This is a genomic window from Rhodanobacter glycinis (assembly GCF_900114325.1).
GTDB classification, from domain to species: Bacteria; Pseudomonadota; Gammaproteobacteria; order Xanthomonadales; family Rhodanobacteraceae; genus Rhodanobacter_A; species Rhodanobacter_A glycinis.
The window spans coordinates 83860-108496 of the sequence record NZ_FOSR01000011.1; the positions used below are offsets into that span (position 1 = coordinate 83860).

Here is a 24637-nt window from a genome sequence, read left to right on the forward strand (position 1 = left end):
CCCGAACCCTGCCGCTAGAATCTGTCGCCTGCCACCGCATCCCGCCACGCCCATGCCATCCGCACCGCTGTACCGTCGCCTCGCCACCGTGGCCATTGCCGGAATAATCGCTGTTGCCGCACCCTCGCAGGCGGCCGCGGCCCCGGCCCCGGGCCAAGCCCACGTCCCGCTGTTCCAGCGAATCACCCTGGCCAGGCCCGGCGATCTTGACGTGCACACGTATCGCATTCCCGCACTGGCCGTGGCGAAAGACGGCACCCTGCTGGCCAGCTACGACGCGCGTATCGACGCGGCACACGACCTGCCCGGCAACATCGACGTCATGCTGCGCCGCAGCCGCGACATGGGCCGCAGCTGGAGCGCACCGCAACGCGTGGTCCACTACGGCGACGGGATCGGCGCGGGCGACAGCAGCCTGCTGGTCGATCGTGACACCGGCCGCATCTTCCTCTTCTACGCCTACGCTCCGCGCGGCATCGGCTTTGCCACGTCGCAGCCGGGCAATACCACCGACAGCAGCACCACGCTGCATCCACGCTACGTGTGGTCGGACGACAACGGCGCCAGTTGGCAGGGCCCGCGCGACCTGACCGCAACCATCAAGTCGCCCACGTGGAAAGGCATGTTTGCCACCTCCGGCCACGGCCTCCAGTTGTTCAACGACCAGGGCGCCAGAGGACGACTGATCCAGCCCTATGTCTTCCGCGGCCCGAACAACCTCAACCACGTCGTCAACATCTACAGCGATGACCATGGCACCAGCTGGAAAACCGGAGTGCCGATCGGCGACAACCTCGATGAGAGCAAGGCGGTGGAACTGGCCGACGGCACGGTGATGGAAAACATGCGCTCGTCCGATCCCCGCATGCATACGCGCATGCTGGCCCGCTCGCACGACGGCGGCATCCACTTCGGCCCGGTCGCCCCCGAGCCCCAGCTTCCCGACCCGCACAACAACGGCGACATCATTCGCGTTGCGCCGCTGGCCGCGCCCGGCCAGGCCAAGGCCCACTGGCTGCTGTTCAGCAATACGGCCGACCCGCACGAGCGGCGCCGACTCACGCTGCGCCTGTCCTGCAACGACGGCCGGACCTGGGATGCCGGGCGCGTACTCGATGCCGGTGACGCCATGTATTCGGTCATGACGCGGTTGCCCGATGGCAGCTTCGGCATCTTCTATGAGGACGGTGCCGGCAACCTCAGCTTCGCCCGCTTCAACCTGGCCTGGCTTCATCACGGCTGCCACCAGGGATAGCGCGGCGCAACGGCCGCCCGGGCGCCCGATGCCCCTCATTTCGGCGCACGTCCAGACAGGCGGCAACACGGCCTGTGCCCCTGTATAATCAATCCGGTAGATGCATGGTGGGAGAAGCGCGCGAGCCCGGAGGGGCGCGTACGCTGCCGAAGACGTAACGCCCGTAATCGCTCAGGCCCCACACCACCACGCGTAAACACTCTGGAGAGACCGGTTGAATCCGGCGCCGAAGGTGCACGAGGCATGGGTCAGTCACACCGATCCACGCCTCCAAACTCTCAGGCAAAAGGACAGAGGGGCGCCTAGCGTGCGGCATGCACGTGCTTTCGGATGCCCTTTGCCATGAGCCAGAAGACCTCTCCCCCCTCGCTGCGCGACCTGGAAAACCACGGCGCGTTCATCGATCGCCACATCGGCCCCGACGATGCCGAGATCGCCCGGATGCTGCACATCGTCGGCCATGATTCGCTGGAAGCGCTGACCGACGCCATCGTGCCCGGCAAGATCAAATCGCCCGCACCGCTGGCCTTGGCGCCGGCCATGACCGAAGTGGACGCACTGGCCAAGATCCGCGCCATCGCGGACAAGAACCAGGTGTTCAAGAGCTTCATCGGCCAAGGCTATTACGGCACCCACACACCGAACGTCATCCTGCGCAACATCCTGGAAAACCCGGCGTGGTACACGGCCTACACGCCGTACCAGGCGGAAATCTCGCAGGGCCGCATGGAAGCGCTGATCAACTTCCAGACCATGTGCGCCGACCTCACCGGCATGGAGATCGCCAGCGCCTCGCTGCTGGACGAAGCCACCGCGGCCGCCGAGGCGATGACCCTGGCCAAGCGTTCGGCCAAGGCCAGGGGCAACGTGGTCGTGGTGTCCGGCGATGCGCATCCGCAAACCATCGAGGTCATGCGCACGCGCGCCGAGCCGCTGGGCCTGACGGTCAAGCTGGCCAACTCGGCCGAGGAATGGGACGCCGCGATCGCCGCGGACGACTATTTCGCGGCATTGATCCAGTACCCGGCCAGCAGCGGCTGGCTGATGGACTGGAGCGACGAAGTCGCCAAGATCCACGCCAGGAACGCGCTGGCCATCTTCGCCAGCGACCTGCTGGCGCTGACCCTGCTCAAGTCGCCAGGCGAGATGGGTGCGGACATCGTGATCGGCAATACGCAGCGTTTCGGCGTGCCGTTCGGCTTCGGCGGCCCGCATGCCGCCTTCATGGCCTGCCGCGATGCCTACAAGCGCTCGATGCCGGGCCGCCTGATCGGCGTCTCCATCGACGCCGAGGGCAACAAGGCCTACCGCCTCACCCTGCAGACGCGCGAGCAGCACATCCGCCGCGAGAAAGCCACCAGCAACATCTGCACCGCCCAAGTGCTGCTGGCCGTGATGGCCTCGATGTACGCCGTCTACCACGGCCCGCAGGGCCTGACGCGCATCGCCTCGCGCGTGGCGCGACTCACTGCCATCCTCAAGGCTGGCCTGCAGCAGCTCGGCTTCACCGCCAGCCACCATGAAACCGCATTCGACACGATCAGCCTGAAGACCGGCGATCGCACCGACGCCATCGCCGCCCGCGCGGTGGCGCTGGGCGCCAACCTGCGCAAGGCGTGGGGCGAATACCTGTGCATCTCGCTGGACGAGACCACCACCCGCGCCGACATCGAGCTGCTGTGGCGCATCTTCGGCGGCGACGACGCCAAGCTCCCCAGCATCGACGACCTGGACACCAGCGCGCCGTCGCTGATCCCGCCGGCACTGCAGCGCACTTCGCCGTTCCTCACCCATCCGGTGTTCAACACGCACCACAGCGAGCACGAACTGCTGCGCTACCTGCGTGCGCTGGCCGACAAGGACCTGGCGATGGACCGCACGATGATCCCGCTGGGCTCGTGCACGATGAAGCTCAACGCCACCGCCGAGATGATCCCGGTCACCTGGCCGGAATTCGCCAACATCCATCCGTTCGCACCGGCCGCGCAGACCCATGGCTACCAGGAACTGATCGCCGGGCTGGAAGCGCAACTGGTGGAGATCACCGGCTACGACGCGGTGAGCCTGCAGCCGAACTCCGGCGCGCAGGGCGAATACGCGGGCCTGCTGGCGATTCGTGCGTATCACCAGTCGCGCGGCGAAGGTCATCGCGACATCTGCCTGATCCCGGAATCCGCCCACGGCACCAACCCGGCGTCCGCCCACCTGTGCGGCATGAAGGTGGTGGTCACCAAGTGCGACGCGAACGGCAACGTGGACCTGGCAGACATCCGCGCGCAGGCCGAAAAGCACTCGGCCAACCTTGCCGCGATCATGCTCACCTATCCGTCCACCCACGGCGTGTTCGAGGAAGACGTGGTCGCCATCTGCGACATCGTCCACCAGCACGGCGGGCAGGTGTACACCGACGGCGCCAACATGAACGCGCTGGTCGGCGTGGCCAAGCCCGGCAAGTGGGGCTCGGACGTCAGCCACCTCAACCTGCACAAGACCTTCTGCATCCCGCATGGCGGCGGCGGCCCGGGCGTGGGCCCGTGCGCGGTGCGTTCGCACCTGGCGCCGTTCCTGCCGGGCGCGCTCGGCAACGACGGCATCCGCACGCAGGGCACCGGCAACGGCGCGATGGTCAGCGCCGCCACGTTTGGCAGCGCATCGATCCTGCCGATCAGCTGGATGTACATCACCCTGATGGGCCAGCAAGGCCTGCGCAAAGCCACCCAGGTGGCCTTGCTCAACGCCAACTACGTGGCCAAGCGACTGGCACCGCACTATCCCACCCTGTACACCGGCCGTAACGGGCTGGTGGCGCATGAGTGCATCCTCGACCTGCGCCCGCTGAAGGACAGCACCGGCATCAGCGCCGAGGACGTGGCCAAGCGCCTGATCGACTTCGGCTTCCACGCGCCCACGCTCAGCTTCCCGGTCGCCGGCACGCTGATGGTGGAACCGACCGAAAGCGAGTCGCAGTTCGAACTGGATCGCTTCATCGACGCGATGATCCAGATTCGCGACGAAATCCGTGCGGTGGAGGAAGGCAAGCTGGACCGCGAAGACAACCCGCTGCACCACGCGCCGCACACCGCCGCCATGGTCAGCGGCACCGAGTGGACGCACGCCTACCCGCGCGAACTGGCCGCCTTCCCGCTCGCCACCTTGCGGCAGCAGAAGTACTGGCCGCCGGTGGCCCGCGTGGACAACGTCTACGGCGACAAGAACATCATGTGCGCCTGCATCCCGGTGGATGCCTACAAGGAAGAAGCCGAGGCCTGATCCACGCCTCGGTACAGATGAAGAAAGGCCCCGCTTGGCGGGGCCTTTCTGTCAGTGCTTCACGCCGACTCAGCCGCCGTTCTTTTCCAGCCACGCATCCACCGCCGGCAGGCGCTGGTTGCGGATCATCGTGCGGTACTTGATGTTGGCGATGACGGTTTCCGCCGGGCGACGCGCGGTCGGTGCGATGGTGGCCTCGTAGGCCTTGATCTTGCCGATCATCGCCGGGTCGAACGAGCTGCCACCCAGCGCCGGATAGAAGCGGGTGCTGGACGTGGAATCAACCAGCTTGTCCACCTGCGCGCGGTGCGCCATGGCGAAGTCGTAGGCCAGTTCCGGATGGCGCCAGCCCACTCCGCGGATCATCCCGGCGCTGTTGGTGGCACCGGGTTCGGCGGTCAGCGCCAGCGCCAGCGCGCGCTTGCCCAGCGCCTTGTCCTTGGCGATGGAAAGCAGGCCATACAGGCGATCCTTGATCAGCGGCGTGGTCTCGGCCTTCGCCTGAGCGTGCAACTTGTCCCAGGTGGCTGCGTCGGCGTTCACCGCCACGATCGCGTAGACGGTCTTGCGCAAGGCCGCCGGCAACGCCTTGGGGTTGCTGGCCTGCTCGGCGTAGCGACGACGAACCTCGTTGAGCATGTCCTGGTCGCCCAGTTCGGCCAGCGCGCCGATCAGCTGTGTGCGCAGCAAGGTGGTGGAAGTGCTTTCGCCAGGCTTCGCATCCCAGCCCACCCGTGCGAACACCGGCTTGAGTTGCTTGACCGCATAGGCGCGAAAGCGGGTCTGACGGGCCTTGTCGCCGCGGTAATAGCTGTCCAGCGCGGTCAGGCTGCCGGCCACTTCCGACCAGATGGTCGGGTTGGCATCCGCCGGTATGGCTTTGGCCATGTCGAGGAAGTCGGACACCGGCTCCAGGCCGGCCATGCCTTCGGCCCAGGCATCGCTCATCAAGCCGAGCTGGTCGATCGGAGCCAGCTTGTTGAAGTCGCCCTTGAGCTTGGCAAGCTGTGCCGGCGCATACAGGGTGCGGTAGTAGCCGCTCTGCCCCGCATTGACCAGCACCGGGCCGCAACCCGGCAGTTTCATGGTGACGTGGCCATCCACCAGGGTGCTGGCCTTGGCACTGCCCACCACCTGTGCAATCACCGGCACGTGCCAGTGCAGCGGCTTCTTGTTCGGGCGATCCTTGGTGAATTCACCCTGGGTCAGCTTCACGGTGGTGGCTCCGTCGCTGCACACGACCGAGTCCACCTTGATCAGCGGGACTCCGGGCTGCAGCGTGAAATCGTGTGCCACCTGGGTGATCGGCTTGCCGCCAGCCACGCCGTCCATCGCATGCCACAGGTCGTCGGACACGGTATTGCCGTACGCGTGCGCCTTGATGTAATTGCGCACGCCCTGGCGCCACGCATCGGGGCCGACGTAGGCCTCGAGCATGCGGATCACCGCCTCGCCCTTGGAATAGGTGATGGTGTCGAAGGCCTGGCTGGCCTGCTCCACGGTGTCGATCTTCTGCACGATGGGATGGGTGGTGGCCACCGCGTCGCGCGACATAGCGCCTTCGCGCGTGCCCACGGTGTCGAGCACCGTGTTCCATTCCGGATGCCGCAACTCGGTCTCGCGTTCGGCCATCCACGAGGCAAAACCCTCGTTGAGCCACAGGTTGTCCCACCAGTTCATGGTCACCAGGTCGCCAAACCACTGGTGCGCCATTTCGTGCGCCTCGGTGTTGAACACGTTCATCTTGTCGCCCTGGGTGGAGAACGACGGGTCGAGCAGCATCGCGTACTCGAAGGTGAAGATCGCGCCCCAGTTCTCCATCGCCGAGAAGAACTGGCTGCTGCCCGGCGCGGCGATGTTGTCCAGCTTGGGCAGCGGGTACTTCACGCCAAAGTAGTCGTTGTAATCGTGCAGGACTTCACTGGCCGACTTCAGCGCAAATGCCGCCTGCGCGCTCTTGCCCTTCTGCATGATCACGCCGATCTGGGTGCCGTCCGAGGTGGTGGTGGCGCGATCGAAATCGCCCACGCCGAAGAACAGCAGGTAGGTGGACATTTTCGGCGTGGGCTGGAAGGTCACTTTCGCCATGCCGTTGCCGAGTTCGGTCTTCGACGCCACCGGCATGTTGCTGACCGCCATCTCGTCGCTGGGCACGGTCACCGTCAGGTCGAAGGTGGCCTTGTAGGCCGGCTCGTCCCACGAAGGAATGAAGCGGCGCGCATCGGAATTCTCGAACTGGGTGTACAGCGCGCGCTTCTTGCCACTCTTGGTGTCGTAATCGATCGCGAACAGCCCGTTGGGCTGGGTCTCGATCTTGCCGGTGTAGGCCATCGCCAGCTTGTAGCTGCCAGGCGCCACTGACTTGTCGAAGGTGAAGGTGGCCGTCTGGTGCTTCGCGTCCACACTTACCTTGGCGACGAGCGCCTTGCCGTGCGCCGGAGTCAACCGCGCCGAGGCGAACGTCATGTTCAACGCGTTGAGCGTGATGCTGCGGGTGGGCTGCAGCACCCGCACGTCCACCGTGACTTTGCCGTCGAAGCTCAGCTTGTCGGCATGCGGCACGATGGCCACATCATAGTGCGTGGGTCGCACGGTGCGCGGAAGCTGGGTGGTCGTCAGCGAGGCGCCATCGGCGACCGCATGCGCCGGTGCCGCCATCAGGCCACCTGCGGAAAGGGCGAGCGCCAACGCGATCGCGGAAACCAAAGACTTGCGCATATACGACTTCTCCTTGTGTCAAGCAACGACCCGATCTACGGCTGGCAGCCGCACCGGGCAAATAACGAACATGTGGATGCGGATGTCCCGCACAGCTCCAGCACACATGGTGGCGACAAGGGAGCCACCCAGACACCGCCGGAAGTCATGCCTGCACGGCTTGGTTTGCAGCGGATCAGGACCCGTGCGGAAACGGGCAGGCACGACAAGCCCTGGCCAAAATGGAAAAGGCCCCGAACGGGGCCTTTTCGCAGCAACGAACACACGCACCAATCAGGCGAACGGATCGTCCAGGCAGATGGTGTCGTCGCGGTCGGCGCCGGTGGCGACGATGGCCAGGCGGCAACCGGACAACTCCTCGACTGCACGCAGGTAGGCGCGGGCGGCAGCGGGCAGCTTGTTCCAGTCGCGGATGCCGGCGGTGGACTCTTCCCAGCCCGGGAACTCCAGGTAGACCGGCTTGCACTCGTCCCAGCCGTCCGCATCCAGCGGCGCCAGCTCGCGGCGCTTGCCGCGGTATTCGTAGGCGATACAAACCTTGATGCTGGGCAGGCCGTCGAGCACGTCCAGCTTGGTGAGCGCCAGGCCGTTGATGCCGTTGATCTGCACCGCACGCTTCAGCGCGACCAGGTCGATCCAGCCGCAGCGGCGCGGACGGCCAGTGCTGGCACCGAACTCGTTGCCCTTCTTGCGCAGCAGTTCGCCCATCTCGTCGTTCAGCTCGGTCGGGAACGGACCGCTGCCGACGCGGGTGGCGTAGGCCTTGCAGATGCCCAGCACGTAGTCGATGTCGTGTGCGCCCACGCCGGTGCCGGCCAGCGCGCCGCCCACGGTGGTGTTGGACGAGGTGACATACGGATAGGTGCCGTGGTCGATGTCGAGCAGCGCGCCCTGCGCACCTTCGTACAGGATGTTGCCGCCATCCCTGCGCACGTCGTGCAGGATGGTGGCGACGTCGTCCACCAGCGGCTTGATGTATTCGCCCCAGGCCAGCGCATCCTTCAGCACGGTGTCGTAATCCACCGGCTCGGCCTTCAGCCACTGGGTCAGGATGAAGTTGTAGTACTCCACCGCCGCCTTGATCTTCTCCGGCAGCTCATGCGGATACATCAGGTCGGCGACGCGGATGGAACGGCGGGCGACCTTGTCTTCGTAGGCCGGGCCGATGCCGCGGCCGGTGGTGCCGATGGCCTTGCCGCCGGCCGCGATCTCGCGCGCTTTGTCCACGGCAATGTGGTACGGCATGATCAGCGGCGTGGCCGGGCTGATCTTGACGCGCGAACGCACGTCGACGCCATTGGCTTCCAGCTCGGCAATCTCGTTGATCAACGCCTCGGGCGAGAGCACCACGCCGTTGCCGATCAGGCACAGCGCATCGTCACGCAGGATGCCTGATGGAATCAGGTGCAGCACGGTCTTCTTGCCCTTGATCACCAGCGTGTGGCCGGCGTTGTGACCGCCCTGGAAGCGTGCCACCGCGCTGACCCGCTCGGTCAACAGGTCGACGATCTTGCCCTTGCCTTCGTCGCCCCACTGGGCACCGAGAATGACGACTGACTTGCCCATAGCTGCTCTCGCTCATCAATGCGCCCCATCGGGGGGCGCGGAAAGAGGTTCGGCGGGATCGTGCCCCGCCGCAAATTTCAATGCACCAGCCGCAACACCAGCAAACCGGCGACCATCGCCACCGCACCGAACACGCGCAGCGTGCGCGGGTCCAGCTTCAGCGCCTCGCGCACCATGGCCTGCCAGCCACGCGGCGCCGCAAACAACACCAGGCCTTCGATCACCAATACCAGACAGAACGCGGCAAGCAGGGTGTGCGACATGGCCTGGTGCTCAGTGCCTGGCCGGAGCGGGATTGCTGAAGTAACGCAAGAATTCGGAATCCGGCTTGAGGATCAACACGCCCTTGCCATCGGCAAATGCCTTTTTGTACGCCTGCAGGCTGCGGTAGAAAGCGAAGAACTCCGGATCCTGGCCATACGCCTGCGCGTAAATGGCCGCGGCCTGCGCATCGCCCTCGCCACGGATCTTGGCTGCATCGCGATCGGCATCGGCACGGATGATCTGGCCCTGCTTGTCGGCATCGGCCTGGATCGTCTCGGCCAGCTGCTGGCCAGTGGATCGCAGTTCATTGGCCAACTGCAGGCGTTCGGCACGCATGCGCTTGTAGACCGACTCGCTCACCTCGTCCGGCAGGTCGATGCGCTTGATGCGCACGTCGACCACGGCGATGCCCAGGTTCTTGCGGGCGATCGCATCGGTCTGCTTGCGCACGCTGGCGGTGATGTCCTTGCGGCCGCCGCTGATCAGCTCCTGCAACGTGCGCGCATTGAACTCATGCCGCAGCGCGTCCTTGACGATCGGGGTAAGCCGCTGCACGGCCTGCAATTCGTTGCCGCCCGTGGCACGGTAGTAGGTGGCGTTGTCGGCAATGCGCCACTTCACGTAGAAGTCGACGTTGACGCTCTTCTTCTCGGAAGTGAAGTAGCGCTCCGGCTGCGCGTCGAGGGTGAGAATGCGGCTGTCCAGATGCACCACCTGCTGCAACAACGGCAGCTTGAAGTGCAGGCCCGGCTGGTCGCCATTGCGCACGATGCGGCCAAACTGCAGCACCAGCGCGCTCTCGCCCTCGTTCACTACATACATGCTGTTGAAGCCGAGCAGCACCAGCACCACGGCGAAAATTCCGGCGGCGATCTTCATGGCTGTTTCTCCTTGCCGGCGTCATCGCTGGAGGCGCTGGACGGGGCCACCACCGCACCGGTGGTCGCCGCATCCGGGCCGGAGTTCGGCAACGCACGGGCCTTTCCAAACGGCAGGTTGATGATGTTGCGACCGCCCGAGCCGTCGATCACCTTGGGATCATTGGCCAGCACCTTCTCCATCGTTTCCAGCCACAACCGGCGACGCGTGACTTCCGGCGCCGCCTTGTACTGCGCCAGTATCAGGTCGAACTGCTCGGTGTCACCCTGCGCGCGGGCAATGCGTGAAGCCTTGTAACCGGCGGCTTCGGCGAGAATGCGTGCAGCATCGCCACGGGCCTGCGGAATCACCTTGCTGGCGTAGGCGCGAGCCTTGTTCTCGGTGCCCTGCTTGTCTTCGCGCGCGGCGTTCACGTCGTCGAAGGCGTCCTTCACTTCCTGCGGCGGCGCCACGTTCTGGAAGCTCACGTCGGTCACCTGCAGGCCGATGTCGTAGCCATTCAGGGTGTGCTGGAGGATGTCGCGGGTCTGCTGTTGCAAGGTGTCACCCGACGGGCTTGCCGCTGCCGGAACAGCCGGTTTGACCACTGTCGTGGCCGCCACGGCAGCTACGCCCGTGGCGGCACTGGCCGCTACCCCTGCCGTCGCGGCGGCCGCGGCAGCAGCACCCGTCGAGGCGTCGGAACCGGTGAGGATGTCGTCCATCGAATGTGAGCCGACCACCGCGCGTACTGCTGCCTCGGCGGCCTCGCGCAAGGTGTCTTCCGGATCACGCGTGGAGAACAGGAACTTGCGCGCGTCCGAAACCTGGTACTGCACGTTGAAGTTGACCGAAACGATGTTCTCGTCGCTGGTCAGCATGCGCACCTGGTCGGAAACCGAGCGCACGTTGGTGGTGGCGACCTTGCTGACCGACTCGATCGGCTGCGGCAACTTGAGGTGGAAGCCCGGCGCCAGCGTGCGGGAATAGTGGCCGAAACGCAGCACCACGCCGGACTGGTTGGCACCGATCACCGTATAGCTGCTGAGCAGCAGCCATGCCAGCAGCAGTGCCGCGATGATGGTGAGGATGCCCCCCGGACCATTGCCGAACTTGCCAAGGTGCTTGCGCAGATTCTTCAGCGTGGCATCCAGCCCCGGCTTGTTGCCGGAGGGACGGTTGTTCTTGTTCCACGGATCACGCTGCCCGTTGCCGGGTTCGTTCCAGGCCATGGTCAGTCTCCTTGGGGCCGCTGGGAGGCCGGCTGCAACGGCCGGAAAATACTGTGAGCAAATAGGGACATGGTGGCGACGCGTGATGAGACAAGTACGTGCCCGCACCGGGTCGCGCACAAACATCCGCATTCTACCAGAGCTGGCCGGTCCGCTGCCGCATCGGCGGTCTATTCGATCGTGCCGAGCAGATCCCGCAAGGAAGACGCGTCGGCATCGCGACCGCCCGCCAGCGAGGCGATCACGCTGCGCGGCGCATCGATGCGCAATTGCCAGCCGTGTTCGTCCACGACTTCCCCAGCGATGACGCCGGCGGCCTTGAGCTTGGCGTGCAATCGGCCGGCGCTCAGCGGCAAATGCAGCTTGGACTGCATGCGGTCACCGCCCAGCAACTCGCCCAGCGCCTGGCGCAGCAGGTCCAGCCCCTGCCCGGTGCCCGCCGACAGCCATACGGTCCGGGGTCGACCCTCACCGTCCCGATCGATCCGCGGCTGCACCGCCCCCGCCGCAGCCGAAGCCACGCTTTCCTGCGGGATGCGGCCATGGATGCTCGCTTCTTGATCCTCGTCGGCAGGAATGTCGGCATGAATCATGTCGATCTTGTTCATGATCCGCAGTTGCGGCAGGTCACCCGCGCCAATCTCCTCCAGCACCTGATCCACCACCCGATGCATGCGATCGCGCTCCTCGTCGGCGGCATCGCTGACATGCAGCAGCAGGTCGGCGTCGCGGGCTTCGGCCAGGGTGCCGCGAAAGGCGGCGACCAGGTCATGGGGAAGATCGCGCACGAAACCCACGGTATCGGCCAATACGGCCGGTCCGCAGTCGAGGTCGTCGAGCTTGCGCACGGTCGGGTCGAGCGTGGCGAACAACTGGTCGGCGGCGTAGACGCCACCGGTGGTCAGTGCATTGAACAGGGTGGATTTGCCGGCGTTGGTGTAACCCACCAGCGCAATGCGCGGCACCGTGTTGCGCAGGCGCGCACGGCGCTGCTGGCCACGTTGGGTCTGCACCTTTTCCAGCCGTTTGGTGAGCATCTTCACGCGCTCGCCGAGCAGGCGGCGGTCGGTTTCCAGCTGGGTTTCGCCGGGACCACGGTTGCCGATGGCGCCACCGCGCTGGGCATCCAGATGGGTCCAGCCACGCACCAGCCGGGTAGCCAGGTGCTTGAGCTGGGCCAGCTCCACTTCCAGCTTGCCTTCGTGCGAACGGGCACGCTGGGCGAAAATGTCGAGAATCAGGCCGGCGCGGTCGACCACGCGTACACCGAGGTGTTTCTCCAGGTTGCGTTCCTGGACCGGACTGAGCAGGTGGTCCACCAGGATCAGGTCGGCCTCCAGCGCGCGTGCCATCTCGGCCACTTCGTCGACCTTGCCGCTGCCGATGTAGTAACGCGGATTCGGAACATCGACGCGGGCCGCCAGGCTGCCCAGCACCTCGGCACCGGCGGACTTCGCCAGTTCGGTGAATTCGGCGGCACGACGCGCGGCGTCGCCCCCTCCGCGGGCATGCGGCAGGACGAGGACGGCGCGTTCGCCTTTCTTTTGTCTATCGAACAGAGCGGATCAACCTTGGCAATCGTACCGACGGATGATAACGCTCAGTCGTCCGCCCCGCTGCTTTCGGGTGAACCTTCGCCACCGCTTTCATGGCCATCGTGGCCATTGCCGACACGCACGTTGCGGCTTGGCACCACGGTGGAGATGGCGTGCTTGTAGACCATCTGGCTCACCTGGTTGCGCAACAGCACCACGAACTGGTCGAACGACTCGACGGTCCCCTGCAACTTGATGCCATTGACCAGGTAAATGGCCACCGGTACGCGTTCGCGGCGCAGCGCGTTGAGAAACGGATCTTGCAATGACTGCCCTTTGGACATTTCTTGTTCTCCCCTGCGGCGGACGGGCCGGAAAAAAGACGCAGCACGTCCCGGCCCAACTCTTTCTTCAGCTCTTTGGAGGAATGTTAACCGTTTTTAAATCGCGTATGTAAGAAAGCCATTATGCGCTGGCGCACAGATCCGTCGAACACCCGACAGGCCCGTCAGATCTCGCCGAAAAACAGCCGTAGCGCGTCGCTGGCGTACCGTTCCGGATCACCGGCGTCCGGGTCCAGCACGCGGGCATCCAGTTCGCTGCGCAACCAGGTGATCTGCCGTTTCGCCAGTTGCCGGGTGGCGAAGATGCCGCGGTCACGCATCTGGGCACGATCGCAACGCCCCTCCAGATACTCCCAGGCCTGGCGGTAGCCGACCGCACGAATGGCCGGCAGGTCGGGATGCAGGTCACCGCGGTGACGCAGCGCAGCCACTTCGTCGAGCAAGCCGTCCGCCAGCATGGTGTCGAAACGGGCCTCGATACGCGCGTGCAAGCTGGTGCGATCGGCCGGCAGCAGGGCCAGTTTGAGTACCCGCCAGGGAAACGGCTCGCCGCTGCCACCCGACTGCTGTTCGCTCAACGGCAATCCGGTGAGCTCGATCACCTCCAGCGCTCGCTGCAGGCGTTGCTGGTCGCCGGGACGAATGCGTTGCGCCGCAGGGGGGTCCAGTTCCGCCAGCCGCCGGTGCATCGCATCCCACCCGATCTCCGCCGCTTGCGCCGCCAGCCGCCCACGCAACCCGGCGTCGGCCGGCGGCAGATTCGACAAACCCCGCTGCAAGGCGCGGAAATACAGCCCGGTGCCGCCTACCAGCAACGGGACCCTGCCCGCCTCGCCGATACGCTGCATGGCCCCCAATGCGTCGTCACGAAAATCGGCCGCCGAATACGGCTGGCCCGGGTCGCGGATATCCACCAGTGCATGCGGATGGCGCGCCAGCGTGGCCGCGTCCGGCTTGGCCGTGCCAACGTCCATACCCCGGTAGACCAGCGCAGAATCGACGCTGACCAGATCCAGCGGGAAGTGCTCGCGCAAGGCGCAAGCCAGTGCGGTCTTGCCCGACGCAGTGGGACCCATCAGGAAAACGGCAAGCGGACGCAGATCGACAGACATCGATGCATTGTAGCGGCGGGAACTGCCGTTCCACGTCAGTCGCACCGTGTGTCGGAAATGTGACAGACGCTGCCCGCGACCCGATGCGGGGCATTCGACCCTGCCCAGTTCACGCATCTGCCGACAAAGTCGCCCCATAACTGGAGTGAGATCACATTTTGGTGACAAGAGCGCGGACCAGGCCGCCACTCGGCCCAAGTGTTGCTTCATTCTCCGTGATACCGCGGTAGCGGTAGCAAGGGGGATCCACCATGATGAGCACGCCAATCTGGAACAAGAACAACCACGGCTTCTGGTTCGCTGTCTGCATCGGAATCAGCGTCGTGTTCGCATTGAGCTACCACCTTCCGCAAAGCCTGATCCACTGACGGCACCACCAGCCTGCCCACGCGGCGTTCTATAATCGGCGTTTCCCCGCCCGCCACGCGGGCCAGCCGATGGAATTCCCATGTCGCAGATGATGAAAGCCCTGGTCAAGCGCAAGCCCGAGCAGGGCATCTGGATGGAAGAGGTGCCGATGCCTCAGGTCGGCCCGAACGAGGTGCTGATCAAGATCGAGAAGACCGCCATTTGCGGTACCGATCTGCACATCTACAAGTGGGACGAGTGGAGCCAGCGCGTCATCAAGCCAGGCCTCACCATCGGCCATGAATTCGTCGGTCGCATCGTCGAGATCGGCCCCGGCGTAACCGGCTACGCCATCGGCGACCGCGTTTCGGCCGAAGGCCACATCGTTTGCGGACATTGCCGCAACTGCCGTGCCGGTCGTCAGCACCTGTGCCCGAACACCGTCGGCATCGGCGTGAACCGCAACGGCGCGTTCGCCGAGTACATGACCATGCCGGCCTCGAACCTGTGGCCGATCCCGGACCAGATCCCGTCCGAGCTGGCGGCCTTCTTTGACCCCTACGGCAACGCCGCGCATTGTGCGCTGGAGTTCAACCTGATCGGGGAGGACGTGCTGATTACCGGCGCCGGCCCGATCGGCATCATTGCCGCCGGCATCGCCAAGCACGTCGGCGCCCGCAACGTGGTGGTCACCGACGTCAACGACTACCGCCTGAAGCTGGCCGCCGAGATGGGTGCCACGCGGGTGGTCAACGTGGCCAACGCCTCGCTCAAGGACGTCATGAAGGACCTGCACATGGAAGGCTTCGACGTCGGCCTGGAAATGAGCGGCAACCCGCGTGCCTTCAACGACATGCTCGACTGCATGTACCACGGCGGCAAGGTGGCCATGCTCGGCATCCAGCCCAAGGGCGCCGGCATCGACTGGGACCGGGTGATCTTCAAGGGCCTCACCCTGCAAGGCATCTACGGCCGCAAGATGTACGAGACCTGGTACAAGATGACCCAGATGGTGCTGACCGGCTTCCCGCTGCAGAAGGCACTGACCCACCAGATCCACATCGACGACTTCCAGAAGGGTTTCGACCTGATGGACGCCGGCCAGTGCGGCAAGGTGGTGTGTTCCTGGTATTGATGTAGCGACTCGACCGTGCCGGGGCTACTTCACGCTTTGGGCTCGTTATAGTCGCAGCTCTGACGTACAGGGGGTGGGGCGGCGGCGGAATTGTTCGCGCCTGAAAGCGCACAAGCTGGTGCAATGGACACTGGGCTATGTCGCCGTGTCCTTCGCCCTGCTTCCGATACTCGATATCGTGGCGGAGCGCTTCGGCTGGTCGCAGACGGCGGTGCGTTGTCTGATCATTGCGATGACCTCTGGACTCTTCGTGACGCTGGTGATCGCGTGGTACCCATGGTGAGCGTGGCGAGCAAGCTGCCCAAGGTACGCGCGGAGGCGAACAAGGCGCTGGTGCCGGACCCGCGCAACGTGGAGGCACTGGTGTATCTCGGCAATGCGGATACGACGGAAGGCAAGAAGGCCGAGGCCGAAACGTATTTCCAGCGCGCGCTGGCGCTCGATCCCAGCAATGCCAACGCACATCTGGATTACGGCAATGTGCTGCCAATGAAACAAACGCTGGCGCAGGAACAGGAAGCGGTGCAGCTCGATCCCGACAGCGCCCCCGCGCAGAACAACCTCGCGGTGGCTGAACTGGACATGGGCGAGTACGCGCAGGCGCTCATCCCTGCGCGGGCGCTGATTCGGCTCGACCCAACCAGCGCGGACAGCGCGATGGGCTTGGCGCTGATTTATTCGCTGCTGCACCGCAACGCCGAGGCGGTGAAAGCCTTCGACCTCGTCCAGCCCAAGACGGAACTCGCCAAGGCGCTGGTCGCCGCGGGCCAGTTGACCTATCAATCGCTGCTCGAACCCAAGCTGCGCGCGCAGGCGCTGGCCGCGGTGGATTCGCTGCGCCGGCGCACCGATCTCGATCCCGGCTCCTTGGGCGACGTGATGCAGCTCGAACTGGCGCTGAGCCAGAATGCCAGCGTGCTGGAACAGTTGCCGAAGAACTGCGCCAGCGCGCCGATCGGCTGCAACGATCTCAGCATCAATCCCGTATATGTGCCGCTACACGGCCAACCACGCTTCCAGGCGCTGGTGAAACAGTACGACACCGTCTCCAAACCCGCCGCCGATTCTGCCGCACCTGCCGCAATGCCCACACCATCACCGTGACGCGTGGCCCCCTTCGGTACGGAAAAGCATCACCGCTCTCCTTCAGCAGTGGTGCATCGGAGTCGGGCCAACTGCCGCAAAGTCATGCTTGCGCAAGCAGGCATGACCTCGTCGTCGAGTTCAGGGCACTACCTTCAACGGGATGGACTTGACTCTCCGCGATACCTGCATGGCAACAAGACGGCCTACCGCGTCCCGGCGCCGCGACACCTGATCGCGGTATCTGCGTAAACTTCCCCTGTCCGGCATGGCTGCCGGACAGGGGGAGGCACCGGCGATGCGTGCCGGTTCACGACGCTCACGGATACCGCCGCATGAACGACCCGCACCCATCGGAAGGCTCCCGTCTGGCAGCGGCGCGCGCCAGTGCGCGGCAACTGTATCGTTCGCACCGCCTGCGCCGAGCCACACTGATCGTCGCCCTCGTGCTGGTCGTGTTCGGCCTGCTTGGCTTCTTCGCCGCACCGCCGATCATCAAGAGCCAGTTGCAGACGCGGCTCACCGCCCTGCTCGACCGCCCGGTCAGCGTGGCCGCCGTGCACCTCAACCCGTTCACCTTGCGGCTGGAACTGGACAAGCTGCACGTCGCCGACCGCGACGGCCACTCGCCGTTTGTCGACGTCGATCAGCTGGTGGTCAACGCGTCATGGACTTCGCTATTCCGCATGGCGCCGGTGCTGGACGAGCTCTCGCTGCAGCATCCGCAATTGCATCTCGCGCGCACCGCGCCGCAGCAGTTCAATTTCTCCGACCTGATCGGGAAATTCACCGGCTCGCCCGCGAAACCCGACAGCAAACCGGCGCGCTTCGCGCTGTCCAACATCAGCGTGCACGACGGCGACATCGTGTTCGACGATGCGGTGACGCATGCCAGCCACCAGATCGATCATCTCGAACTGGGCATCCCGTTCATCACCAACCTGCCGCACGACACGAACGTGTTCGTGAAGCCCTTGCTGGCGATGACCGTGGACGGCAGTCCGTTGCGCATCGACGGCCAGACCAAGCCGTTCGCGGACAGCCGCGAGTCGGTGATCAGCTTCACGCTGGATCATCTCGACCTGCCCCGCTATCTCGGCTACGTGCCGGCGTCGCTGCCAGTGGTGATCCCGAGCGGGCAGCTGTCCGGCCAGTTGGAACTGCATTTCGTGCAGGCCAAGTCCGGGCCGCAAGTGCGACTGGGCGGACAGCTGACACTGGACGACTTTGTGCTGACCAACCATGACGGTTCGCCGATCCTCGCGCTCGGCCACGCCAGCGCGGTGCTGGACGACGTGGAGCCGCTGCTGTCGCGTTATCACCTCGGTGCGCTGCAGCTGAGCCAGCTGGTGCTGCATTACACGCGCAAGCCCGGCGGTCGCAGCAACTTCGATGCGCTGACCGGCGCCGGCAGCACGGCGGGCAAGTCGACCACAACCGAGCCAGCAACCGCCACCGACCTGCGCATCGCCGCACTTGCGTTGCAGAATGACCGCTTCGATTACACCGACGCCACCGGTCGCAAGCCGGCCACGCTGTCGCTGCAATCCATCAACGGCACGTTGCACAACCTGTCCCTGCTGGCTGCGCCGCCAGCCGTGATCAACCTCGCCGCCCGGCTCAACGGTGGCAGCATCGGCCTCGATGGCAAGCTGGACCTGGCGAGCAGCCGATATGCCGGCAAGATTGATCTCAAGGGCGTGGCGCTGGCACCGCTGCTGTCGCTGGCACCACCGCTGTTGAACGCCGAACTGACCAAGGGCACGCTGGACGCCGACGGCCAGTTGCAGGCGGACTGGCGCAAAGCATTCAACCTCGTGTTGCAACCCGCCATCGTGACGATCAACGACCTCGCGCTCAGCCGGCATGGCCGCACGCCGCTGGCATGGAAGTCGTTGCAAGCCGGCATCCGGCACCTGGACCTGGCCAGCAGCACGGCGCAGCTCGACCGCGTCACCGTGCATGGCCTGCAGGTGGAGGCACGACGGTTGCATAACGGCGGCATCGACCTCAGTCATCTGGTCAGGTCGACGCCAGCATCGACTTCGCACAAGTCGGCACCCGCACCGTCCTGGCACTGGAGCATCGCGCACATCGGCGTGGACACCAGCGCGCTGACGCTTACCGATCCGCGCATCAAGGGCCGACGCGGACGTGTCGCGGTCAAGCTCGACAAGCTCAGCGTCGACCATGTCTCGGACAACCTGCACAAGGCGCTTCAGCTCAACCTCGCCGGCGGGATAGGTCGCGGCAGCTTCCGCGTCGACGGTCGCGTGCGGCCGCAACCGCTGGATGCCGAGTTGCGTGTGCATACCACCCGCCTCGACGTGGCCTCACTGCAATCACTCGTTACCGTACCGCTCAACGTGAATCTCACCAGCGCGCTGCTGAGCGCCGATGGCCGGCTGCGCTACCGCGAGCACCAGCCGCAGGCGCTGATCGACTGGCACGGTCGCGTCACCCTGGGCCGCGTGCGGGTGCAGGACAAGCTCAGCGGCGACGATTTCCTGCGTTGGCATTCGCTCAACGCCAGCGGCCTCAACGTGCGCCTGGGCGAGGACATTCCGCACGTAACGGTGGCCGGGCTGGCGCTCAGCGGCTTCTACGCCCGCGTCATCGTCAATACGAACGGACGGCTGAACCTGCAGGACGTGGTGGCCAACCCGGCATCGGCACCGGTTTCGGTCACCCAGGTGCAGAAGGCACCCGCGGCACCCGCTGCGAAGCCACAAGCCGCGCCGGCAACCGCGGCCACGACGGCGGCGCCGGCCGCCGATATCCGGATCGGCCAGATCACCCTCGCGCGCGGCCACCTCAACTACACCGACAATTTCATCAAGCCGAATTACACCGCCAACATCACCCAGCTCGACGGCAAGATCGGCGCCTTCGGCACGGCGGGCGGCCCACCGGCCGACATGAACCTGCAAGGCCAGCTCGACGACAACGCGCCGGTGGACATCACCGGCACGATCAATCCGCTGGCACCGGTGGCCTTCCTCGACGTGAAGGGCAAGGCCGACGGCGTGGAACTCACCCATCTGTCGCCCTATTCCGGCAAGTACACCGGCTACCCGATCACCAAGGGCCGGCTGACGATGGATGTGCACTACCAGCTGGACAACGGCAAGCTCACCGCCGACAACCACATCTTCATCGACCAGCTCACCTTCGGCGACCGCATCAAAGGCCCCGGCATCAGCCACCTGCCGGTGAAACTGGCGGTGGCGCTGCTGAAGAACTCACAGGGCCAGATCGACGTACACGTGCCGGTGTCCGGTTCGCTGGACGACCCGAAGTTCAGCGTGGGCAGTCTGATCTGGCACGCCTTCGTCAACCTGATCGGCCGCGCGGTCACCTCGCCGTTCCGGTTGCTGTCCTCGGCGATGAGCGGCGGCCAGGACCTTGGCTACGTGGAATTCGCGCCCGGCTCCGACGTGCTCGATGCCAGCGCGCAATCACGGCTGGCGCAGATCGTGAAAATCCTGCAGAAGAAACCCTCGCTCAAGCTGGACATCATCGGCCGCGTCGATCCGAAATTCGACGAACACGGGCTGCGCAAGGTGATGGTGGATGAGCTGGTCCAGCAGGAAGCCGGTCGCGACGTCAATCTCGCGAAGCTCGCTCCGGACACCTACGACAAGTACCTGAAGAAGGCCTACAAGCATGCAAAATTCCCCAAGCCGCGCGACCTGATCGGCCTCACCAAGTCGCAGCCTCCCGAGGTCATGCACAAGCTGCTGGAAACCAACATGCCGGTGAACGCCGATGCATTGCGCCACCTGGCCGAACGGCGCGCCGATGCGGTGCGATCGTGGCTGCACGGCAAGATCGCCGACGAGCGCGTGTTCGTGCTGGCGCCCAAGCTCGACGCCAGCGGCATCACCGACAAGGGCAAGACCACCCGCGTCGACTTCGGCCTGCACTGAAAGTCTTCGGCATCTCCGTTCAGGGAAGGTCTGATCAACGGGCTTTTTGCTCGTCATCCCGGCGAAGGCCGGGATGACGAGCAAAATTAGACCTTCCTCACCGTGCGTTGTCACCCCGTTGTATAAGGATATGTACGTCGTGGTTTTTCCATGCGCAGCGTACAAAAAACTCCCGGTACGGGCACGCGGAGGCGCTGCACGGATTCGGAACGCCGGCCATGGTTTTCCGCAACGCTCGAAAGGCCCACAATAGGCATTTCCCCACTGCGGAACACCACCATGAGCTACCCCGGCCAGGCGCGCTACGCCAGCGAACTCGAATCCATCCGCGAGCAGGGCCTGTTCAAGGCCGAGCGCGTGATCGTCTCGCCGCAGTCGGCCGAGATCGAACTGGAAGGCGGCCGCAAGGTGCTGAACTTCTGCGCCAACAACTACCTGGGACTGGCCGACCACCCCGACGTTATCCAGGCCGCCAAGGAAGCGCTGGACACCCACGGCTTCGGCATGGCCAGCGTGCGCTTCATCTGCGGCACGCAAGACCTGCACAAGCAGCTTGAAGCGAAGATCGCGCATTTCTTCGGCACCGACGACACCATCCTCTACGCCGCCTGCTTCGACGCCAACGGCGGCCTGTTCGAGCCGCTGCTGGGCGAAGAGGATGCGGTGATTTCCGACGCGCTGAACCACGCCTCGATCATCGACGGCATTCGCCTGTGCAAGGCCAAGCGCTTCCGTTACGCCAACAGCGACATGGCGGATCTGGAGAAGCAATTGCAGGCCGCCGATGCCGCCGGCGCCCGCACCAAGCTGATCAGCACCGACGGCGCGTTCTCGATGGACGGCTTCATCGCCAAGCTGGACCAGATCACCGCGCTGGCGGCGAAGTACAACGCGCTGGTGCACATCGACGAATGCCACTGCACCGGCTTCCTCGGCGACACCGGCCGCGGCTCGGCCGAGGTCAACGGCGTGATGGACAAGATCGACATCTTCACCGGCACGCTGGGCAAGGCGCTCGGCGGCGCGCTCGGCGGTTTCACCACCGGCCGCACCGAGATCGTCGAAATGCTGCGCCAGCGCTCGCGCCCATACCTGTTCTCCAACTCGCTGCCGCCGCACGTGGTGGCGGCGGCGATCAAGGTCTTCGACATGCTGGAAACCGCCGGCGACCTGCGCACGAAGGTGCAGGAGAACACCCGCTATTTCCGCGAGCAGATGGCCAAGGCCGGCTTCGACATCAAGCCCGGCGTGCACCCGATCGTGCCGGTGATGATCTACGACGCGAAGAAAGCCCAGGCGATGGCTACTGCCCTGCTCGATGAAGGCATCTACGTCACCGGCTTCTTCTACCCCGTGGTCCCGCAGGGACAGGCGCGCATCCGCACCCAGATGAGTGCCGCGCATACGCGTGAACATCTCGACCACGCGATCGCCGCCTTCACCAAGGTGGGCAAACAGCTCGGCGTGATCTGATCGCCCGGCCACGCTACCGGTGATGCCACTTGCGCGGCGTCACCGGGTGGCCAGGGCCTGCACTTCCGCATCATCAAGGTGGCGCCACTGCCCTTTCGGCAAGTCGCCCAGCGCCAGCGACCCGACGCTCACCCGGATCAATCGCAACACCCCGACCTCGTGCGCCGCCAGCAGGCGCCGGATATGCCGGTTGCGCCCTTCGTCCAGCACGACGGCCAGCCAGGCATGCTTGTCGCCATGCCGCAGCAGGCTGACCTGCTTCGCCGCCAGCCGCTCGCCCTGCTCCATCACGCCGGCTTCCAGTCGTTGCAGCAAAGCCGCGTCAGGCACGCAGTCAATCTGTACGTGATAGGTCTTGTCGACGTGGTGACGCGGCTCGGTAAGACCCGCCGCCCAGACGCTGTCGTTGCTGAGCAACAGCAGGCCCTCGCTGGCCCGATCCAGCCGCCCTACCGGGCCCAGCCACGGCAAGCCGGCTTCTTTCAGAAGATCGTAGACCGTGGCGCGGCCCCGCTCGTCACTGGCACTGGTCACGATGCCCCGCGGCTTGTTCAGCGCAATGTAGACACGGGCCCGCGCGCCCACGACCACGCCGTCCAAGGCAATCCGCTGGCGTTCGGCATCCACCGGGCGCTCGGGATCCAGCACGATCCGGTCATCCACGCTCACCCGACCCTCGCGCACGGCTCGCTCCGCCTGGCTACGCGAACACACGCCAAGCTTGCTGAGCACCCGCGCCAGGCCATGGCGGGGAACCGTCAAGGGAAATTTTCCAGCCCCGGAGGGGCGACGGCGAAAAGGTGGTGTCATGCGGACAAGCTTAAAGGGTGTTCAAAATCTTTCCACGACGAGTGCACAACCGCCGGAGCTTGCGGCATACGGCTGGAGCGGCGGCAGCCCCGGGCACGCCGGTGTGATCGACGAGATTGACTCACGGCGCTGGTCAGCGCGAAACACGGTGACAACCATCTGCTCACGCCAGGGAAATTCGACGTGCAAAAAAGAAAAACCCGGCACAAGGCCGGGTTTTTCCGTACTGCTTACGGCTTAACCGATTACTGCTGAACCTGCAGTTCGGTGCGGCGGTTCTGCGCACGGCCCGCATCGGTGCTGTTGTCGCCGATGGGATCGCTCTCGCCATGACCCACCGGGCCTTCCAGGCGGCTGGCGTCGATGCCATGCGAGGTCAGGTAGTTGTACACGATCTGCGCACGACGCTCCGACAGCTTCTGGTTGTAGGCATCGGTGCCCTTCGAGTCGGTGTAACCGGCCACCATCACCTTGACGTTCGGGTAGCGGTTCAGCGTGTCGACGGCCTGGTCCAGCGTGGCCAGCGAGGCAGAGGTCGGCTCGGCCAGCGACTTGCTGATGTCGGTCTCACCCTTCTTCGGGCGGTCGAACTTGAAGTTCACGCCGCGCAGGTCGATCACCACCTTCTGCGGGCAGCCATCCGGGCCAACGATCGTGCCAGCCGGGGTGTTCGGGCACTTGTCGTCGCAGTTGTTCACGCCATCATGGTCGCCATCCAGCGTGGAGCAATCAGGCGCGGCCGGCGGCGGCGGGGCCACCGGGGCCGGCGCAGCGGCAGGTTCGCCGAAGCGCGAAACGATGCTGAAGCCCAGGATCCAGTCGCCATAGCCGTTCTGGCTCGGCTGGCTCTTGTCGTCCCAGTCGTAGCGGTAGCCGGCTTCCACGCGGAAATCGCTGCTGTCGGTGATGGCCTTGGACAGGCCCGCGCCGATCTGCGCGGCCGGAGCCCAGCCCTTGTCCATCGCATTGTGGTGATTGCTGCCCATCACGGCGGCCATCAGGTACGGGCGCCATGCCGTCCACTCACCGAAATAGTAACGAGCGGCAACACCGTAATTGTTGTTCGACCACTTGCCGCCACCATCGCGACTACGGCTGGTGCGATCGATGAACAGATCGATCGAGGTGTTCGGCGAGATGAAACGACCCACGCCCAGACCATAATAGAACTGGCGGCTATGGGTGTTGCGGTCGGTGTCGTTGTAATAGCCACCCACCGTCGGTGCGATATACCAGCGACCGTCGTAGCTCGGCGCCATGGTGCTGGCCGCACTGTCGGACGCAGCGGCCGTATCTTGCGCGTGAACGGCACCCACGCCGCCAAGAGCAAGAGCAATCAGAAAATACAGGCCCTTACGTTTCATCAGGTGTCTCCTCGTTTATTGGTTTTTGCGGCTATGCCACGTGCAACGGCAGAAATCTCGCAAAGCTATTCGACCCAAATTGGCGAATAACAATCTTCCTGTTAATGAGTCGCCTTGGGGGGCGTCCGCAGTTTATCAAAAAATAAACAAGCGCACGCACCCCAAAAACTTCCGTTCATACTTGGCTCACCCTGATCTTCAAACCGTGAAGAGCTTGAGAAAGCGGTGAATCGGCATGGCATCCAGCTTGGCTGGATCGGCGGTGGCCGCCAGGATGGCCTGGACCTGATGCGCCGGCAGGTGGCCGCGCATGGCCGCCTCGAACTTCTTCAGCAGCACCG

At 64.9% G+C, this 24637-nt stretch carries 17 protein-coding genes and 1 riboswitch; of the genes, 7 read left to right on the top strand and 10 right to left on the bottom strand.

Annotated features, from left to right (window positions below):
• Window positions 1-52 precede the first annotated feature (52 nt).
• Window positions 53-1255 (top strand): sialidase family protein, encoded by a 1203-nt coding sequence (locus BMY90_RS12650; protein WP_092704422.1) that lies wholly within the window; start codon window positions 53-55, stop codon window positions 1253-1255.
• Between the two features lie 191 nt (window positions 1256-1446).
• Window positions 1447-1559, top strand: a riboswitch (glycine riboswitch).
• A 38-nt stretch (window positions 1560-1597) separates the two neighbouring features.
• On the top strand, window positions 1598-4525 hold the full coding sequence (gcvP, locus tag BMY90_RS12655) for an aminomethyl-transferring glycine dehydrogenase (protein WP_425438664.1): 2928 nt from the start codon (window positions 1598-1600) through the stop codon (window positions 4523-4525).
• A 69-nt stretch (window positions 4526-4594) separates the two neighbouring features.
• On the opposite strand, the gene BMY90_RS12660 is transcribed toward gcvP, so the two are convergent.
• The 8 genes from BMY90_RS12660 to miaA form a co-directional block, all read right to left on the bottom strand.
• The gene (locus BMY90_RS12660) at window positions 4595-7243 is read right to left on the bottom strand and encodes a M1 family metallopeptidase (RefSeq protein WP_092704426.1); all 2649 of its coding nucleotides are present in this window, start codon (window positions 7241-7243) and stop codon (window positions 4595-4597) included.
• Between the two features lie 273 nt (window positions 7244-7516).
• Window positions 7517-8809: an adenylosuccinate synthase gene (locus BMY90_RS12665; protein WP_008215005.1), complete on the bottom strand. Its 1293-nt coding sequence runs from the start codon at window positions 8807-8809 to the stop codon at window positions 7517-7519.
• A 77-nt stretch (window positions 8810-8886) separates the two neighbouring features.
• On the bottom strand, window positions 8887-9072 hold the full coding sequence (locus tag BMY90_RS12670; protein ID WP_092704428.1) for a DUF2065 domain-containing protein: 186 nt from the start codon (window positions 9070-9072) through the stop codon (window positions 8887-8889).
• 10 nt (window positions 9073-9082) lie between these two features.
• A complete protein-coding gene (gene hflC / locus BMY90_RS12675) occupies window positions 9083-9952 on the bottom strand; it encodes a protease modulator HflC (RefSeq protein WP_008214999.1) in 870 nt (289 codons plus the stop codon).
• Window positions 9949-11163 (bottom strand): FtsH protease activity modulator HflK, encoded by a 1215-nt coding sequence (hflK, locus tag BMY90_RS12680; RefSeq protein WP_092704430.1) that lies wholly within the window; start codon window positions 11161-11163, stop codon window positions 9949-9951. Before hflK ends, hflC begins: the two co-directional genes overlap by 4 nt.
• A 170-nt stretch (window positions 11164-11333) precedes the next feature.
• The gene (gene hflX / locus BMY90_RS12685) at window positions 11334-12722 is read right to left on the bottom strand and encodes a ribosome rescue GTPase HflX (RefSeq protein WP_092704432.1); all 1389 of its coding nucleotides are present in this window, start codon (window positions 12720-12722) and stop codon (window positions 11334-11336) included.
• A gap of 41 nt (window positions 12723-12763) precedes the next feature.
• On the bottom strand, window positions 12764-13042 hold the full coding sequence (gene hfq, locus BMY90_RS12690; protein ID WP_008214995.1) for an RNA chaperone Hfq: 279 nt from the start codon (window positions 13040-13042) through the stop codon (window positions 12764-12766).
• A 164-nt stretch (window positions 13043-13206) separates the two neighbouring features.
• Window positions 13207-14154 (bottom strand): tRNA (adenosine(37)-N6)-dimethylallyltransferase MiaA, encoded by a 948-nt coding sequence (gene miaA / locus BMY90_RS12695; RefSeq protein WP_092704450.1) that lies wholly within the window; start codon window positions 14152-14154, stop codon window positions 13207-13209.
• A 448-nt stretch (window positions 14155-14602) separates the two neighbouring features.
• Between miaA and tdh the strand changes: the two genes are divergently transcribed.
• From tdh to kbl, 5 genes are all read left to right on the top strand, one after another.
• On the top strand, window positions 14603-15637 hold the full coding sequence (tdh, locus tag BMY90_RS12700; RefSeq protein WP_175481569.1) for an L-threonine 3-dehydrogenase: 1035 nt from the start codon (window positions 14603-14605) through the stop codon (window positions 15635-15637).
• 118 nt (window positions 15638-15755) lie between these two features.
• Entirely contained in the window at window positions 15756-15920 is a 165-nt protein-coding gene (locus BMY90_RS17255; RefSeq protein ID WP_175481570.1) for a hypothetical protein, read from the top strand.
• Window positions 15914-16741 carry a tetratricopeptide repeat protein gene (locus BMY90_RS12710; protein WP_092704434.1) on the top strand — a complete coding sequence of 276 codons (828 nt, stop codon included), beginning with the start codon at window positions 15914-15916 and terminating at the stop codon, window positions 16739-16741. The genes BMY90_RS17255 and BMY90_RS12710 overlap by 7 nt, the downstream gene beginning before the upstream one ends.
• 314 nt (window positions 16742-17055) lie before the next feature.
• Window positions 17056-20649 carry a DUF748 domain-containing protein gene (locus tag BMY90_RS12715; protein WP_092704436.1) on the top strand — a complete coding sequence of 1198 codons (3594 nt, stop codon included), beginning with the start codon at window positions 17056-17058 and terminating at the stop codon, window positions 20647-20649.
• Between the two features lie 279 nt (window positions 20650-20928).
• Window positions 20929-22122 carry a glycine C-acetyltransferase gene (gene kbl, locus BMY90_RS12720; protein ID WP_008211596.1) on the top strand — a complete coding sequence of 398 codons (1194 nt, stop codon included), beginning with the start codon at window positions 20929-20931 and terminating at the stop codon, window positions 22120-22122.
• A gap of 39 nt (window positions 22123-22161) precedes the next feature.
• Here the strand turns inward: kbl and BMY90_RS12725 are convergent, their stop codons facing one another.
• Window positions 22162-22884 carry a pseudouridine synthase gene (locus tag BMY90_RS12725; RefSeq protein ID WP_175481571.1) on the bottom strand — a complete coding sequence of 241 codons (723 nt, stop codon included), beginning with the start codon at window positions 22882-22884 and terminating at the stop codon, window positions 22162-22164.
• Between the two features lie 293 nt (window positions 22885-23177).
• Window positions 23178-24296, bottom strand: coding sequence for an OmpA family protein (locus BMY90_RS12730; RefSeq protein WP_092704440.1), 1119 nt, complete (start codon window positions 24294-24296; stop codon window positions 23178-23180).
• Between the last annotated feature and the right edge of the window lie 341 nt (window positions 24297-24637).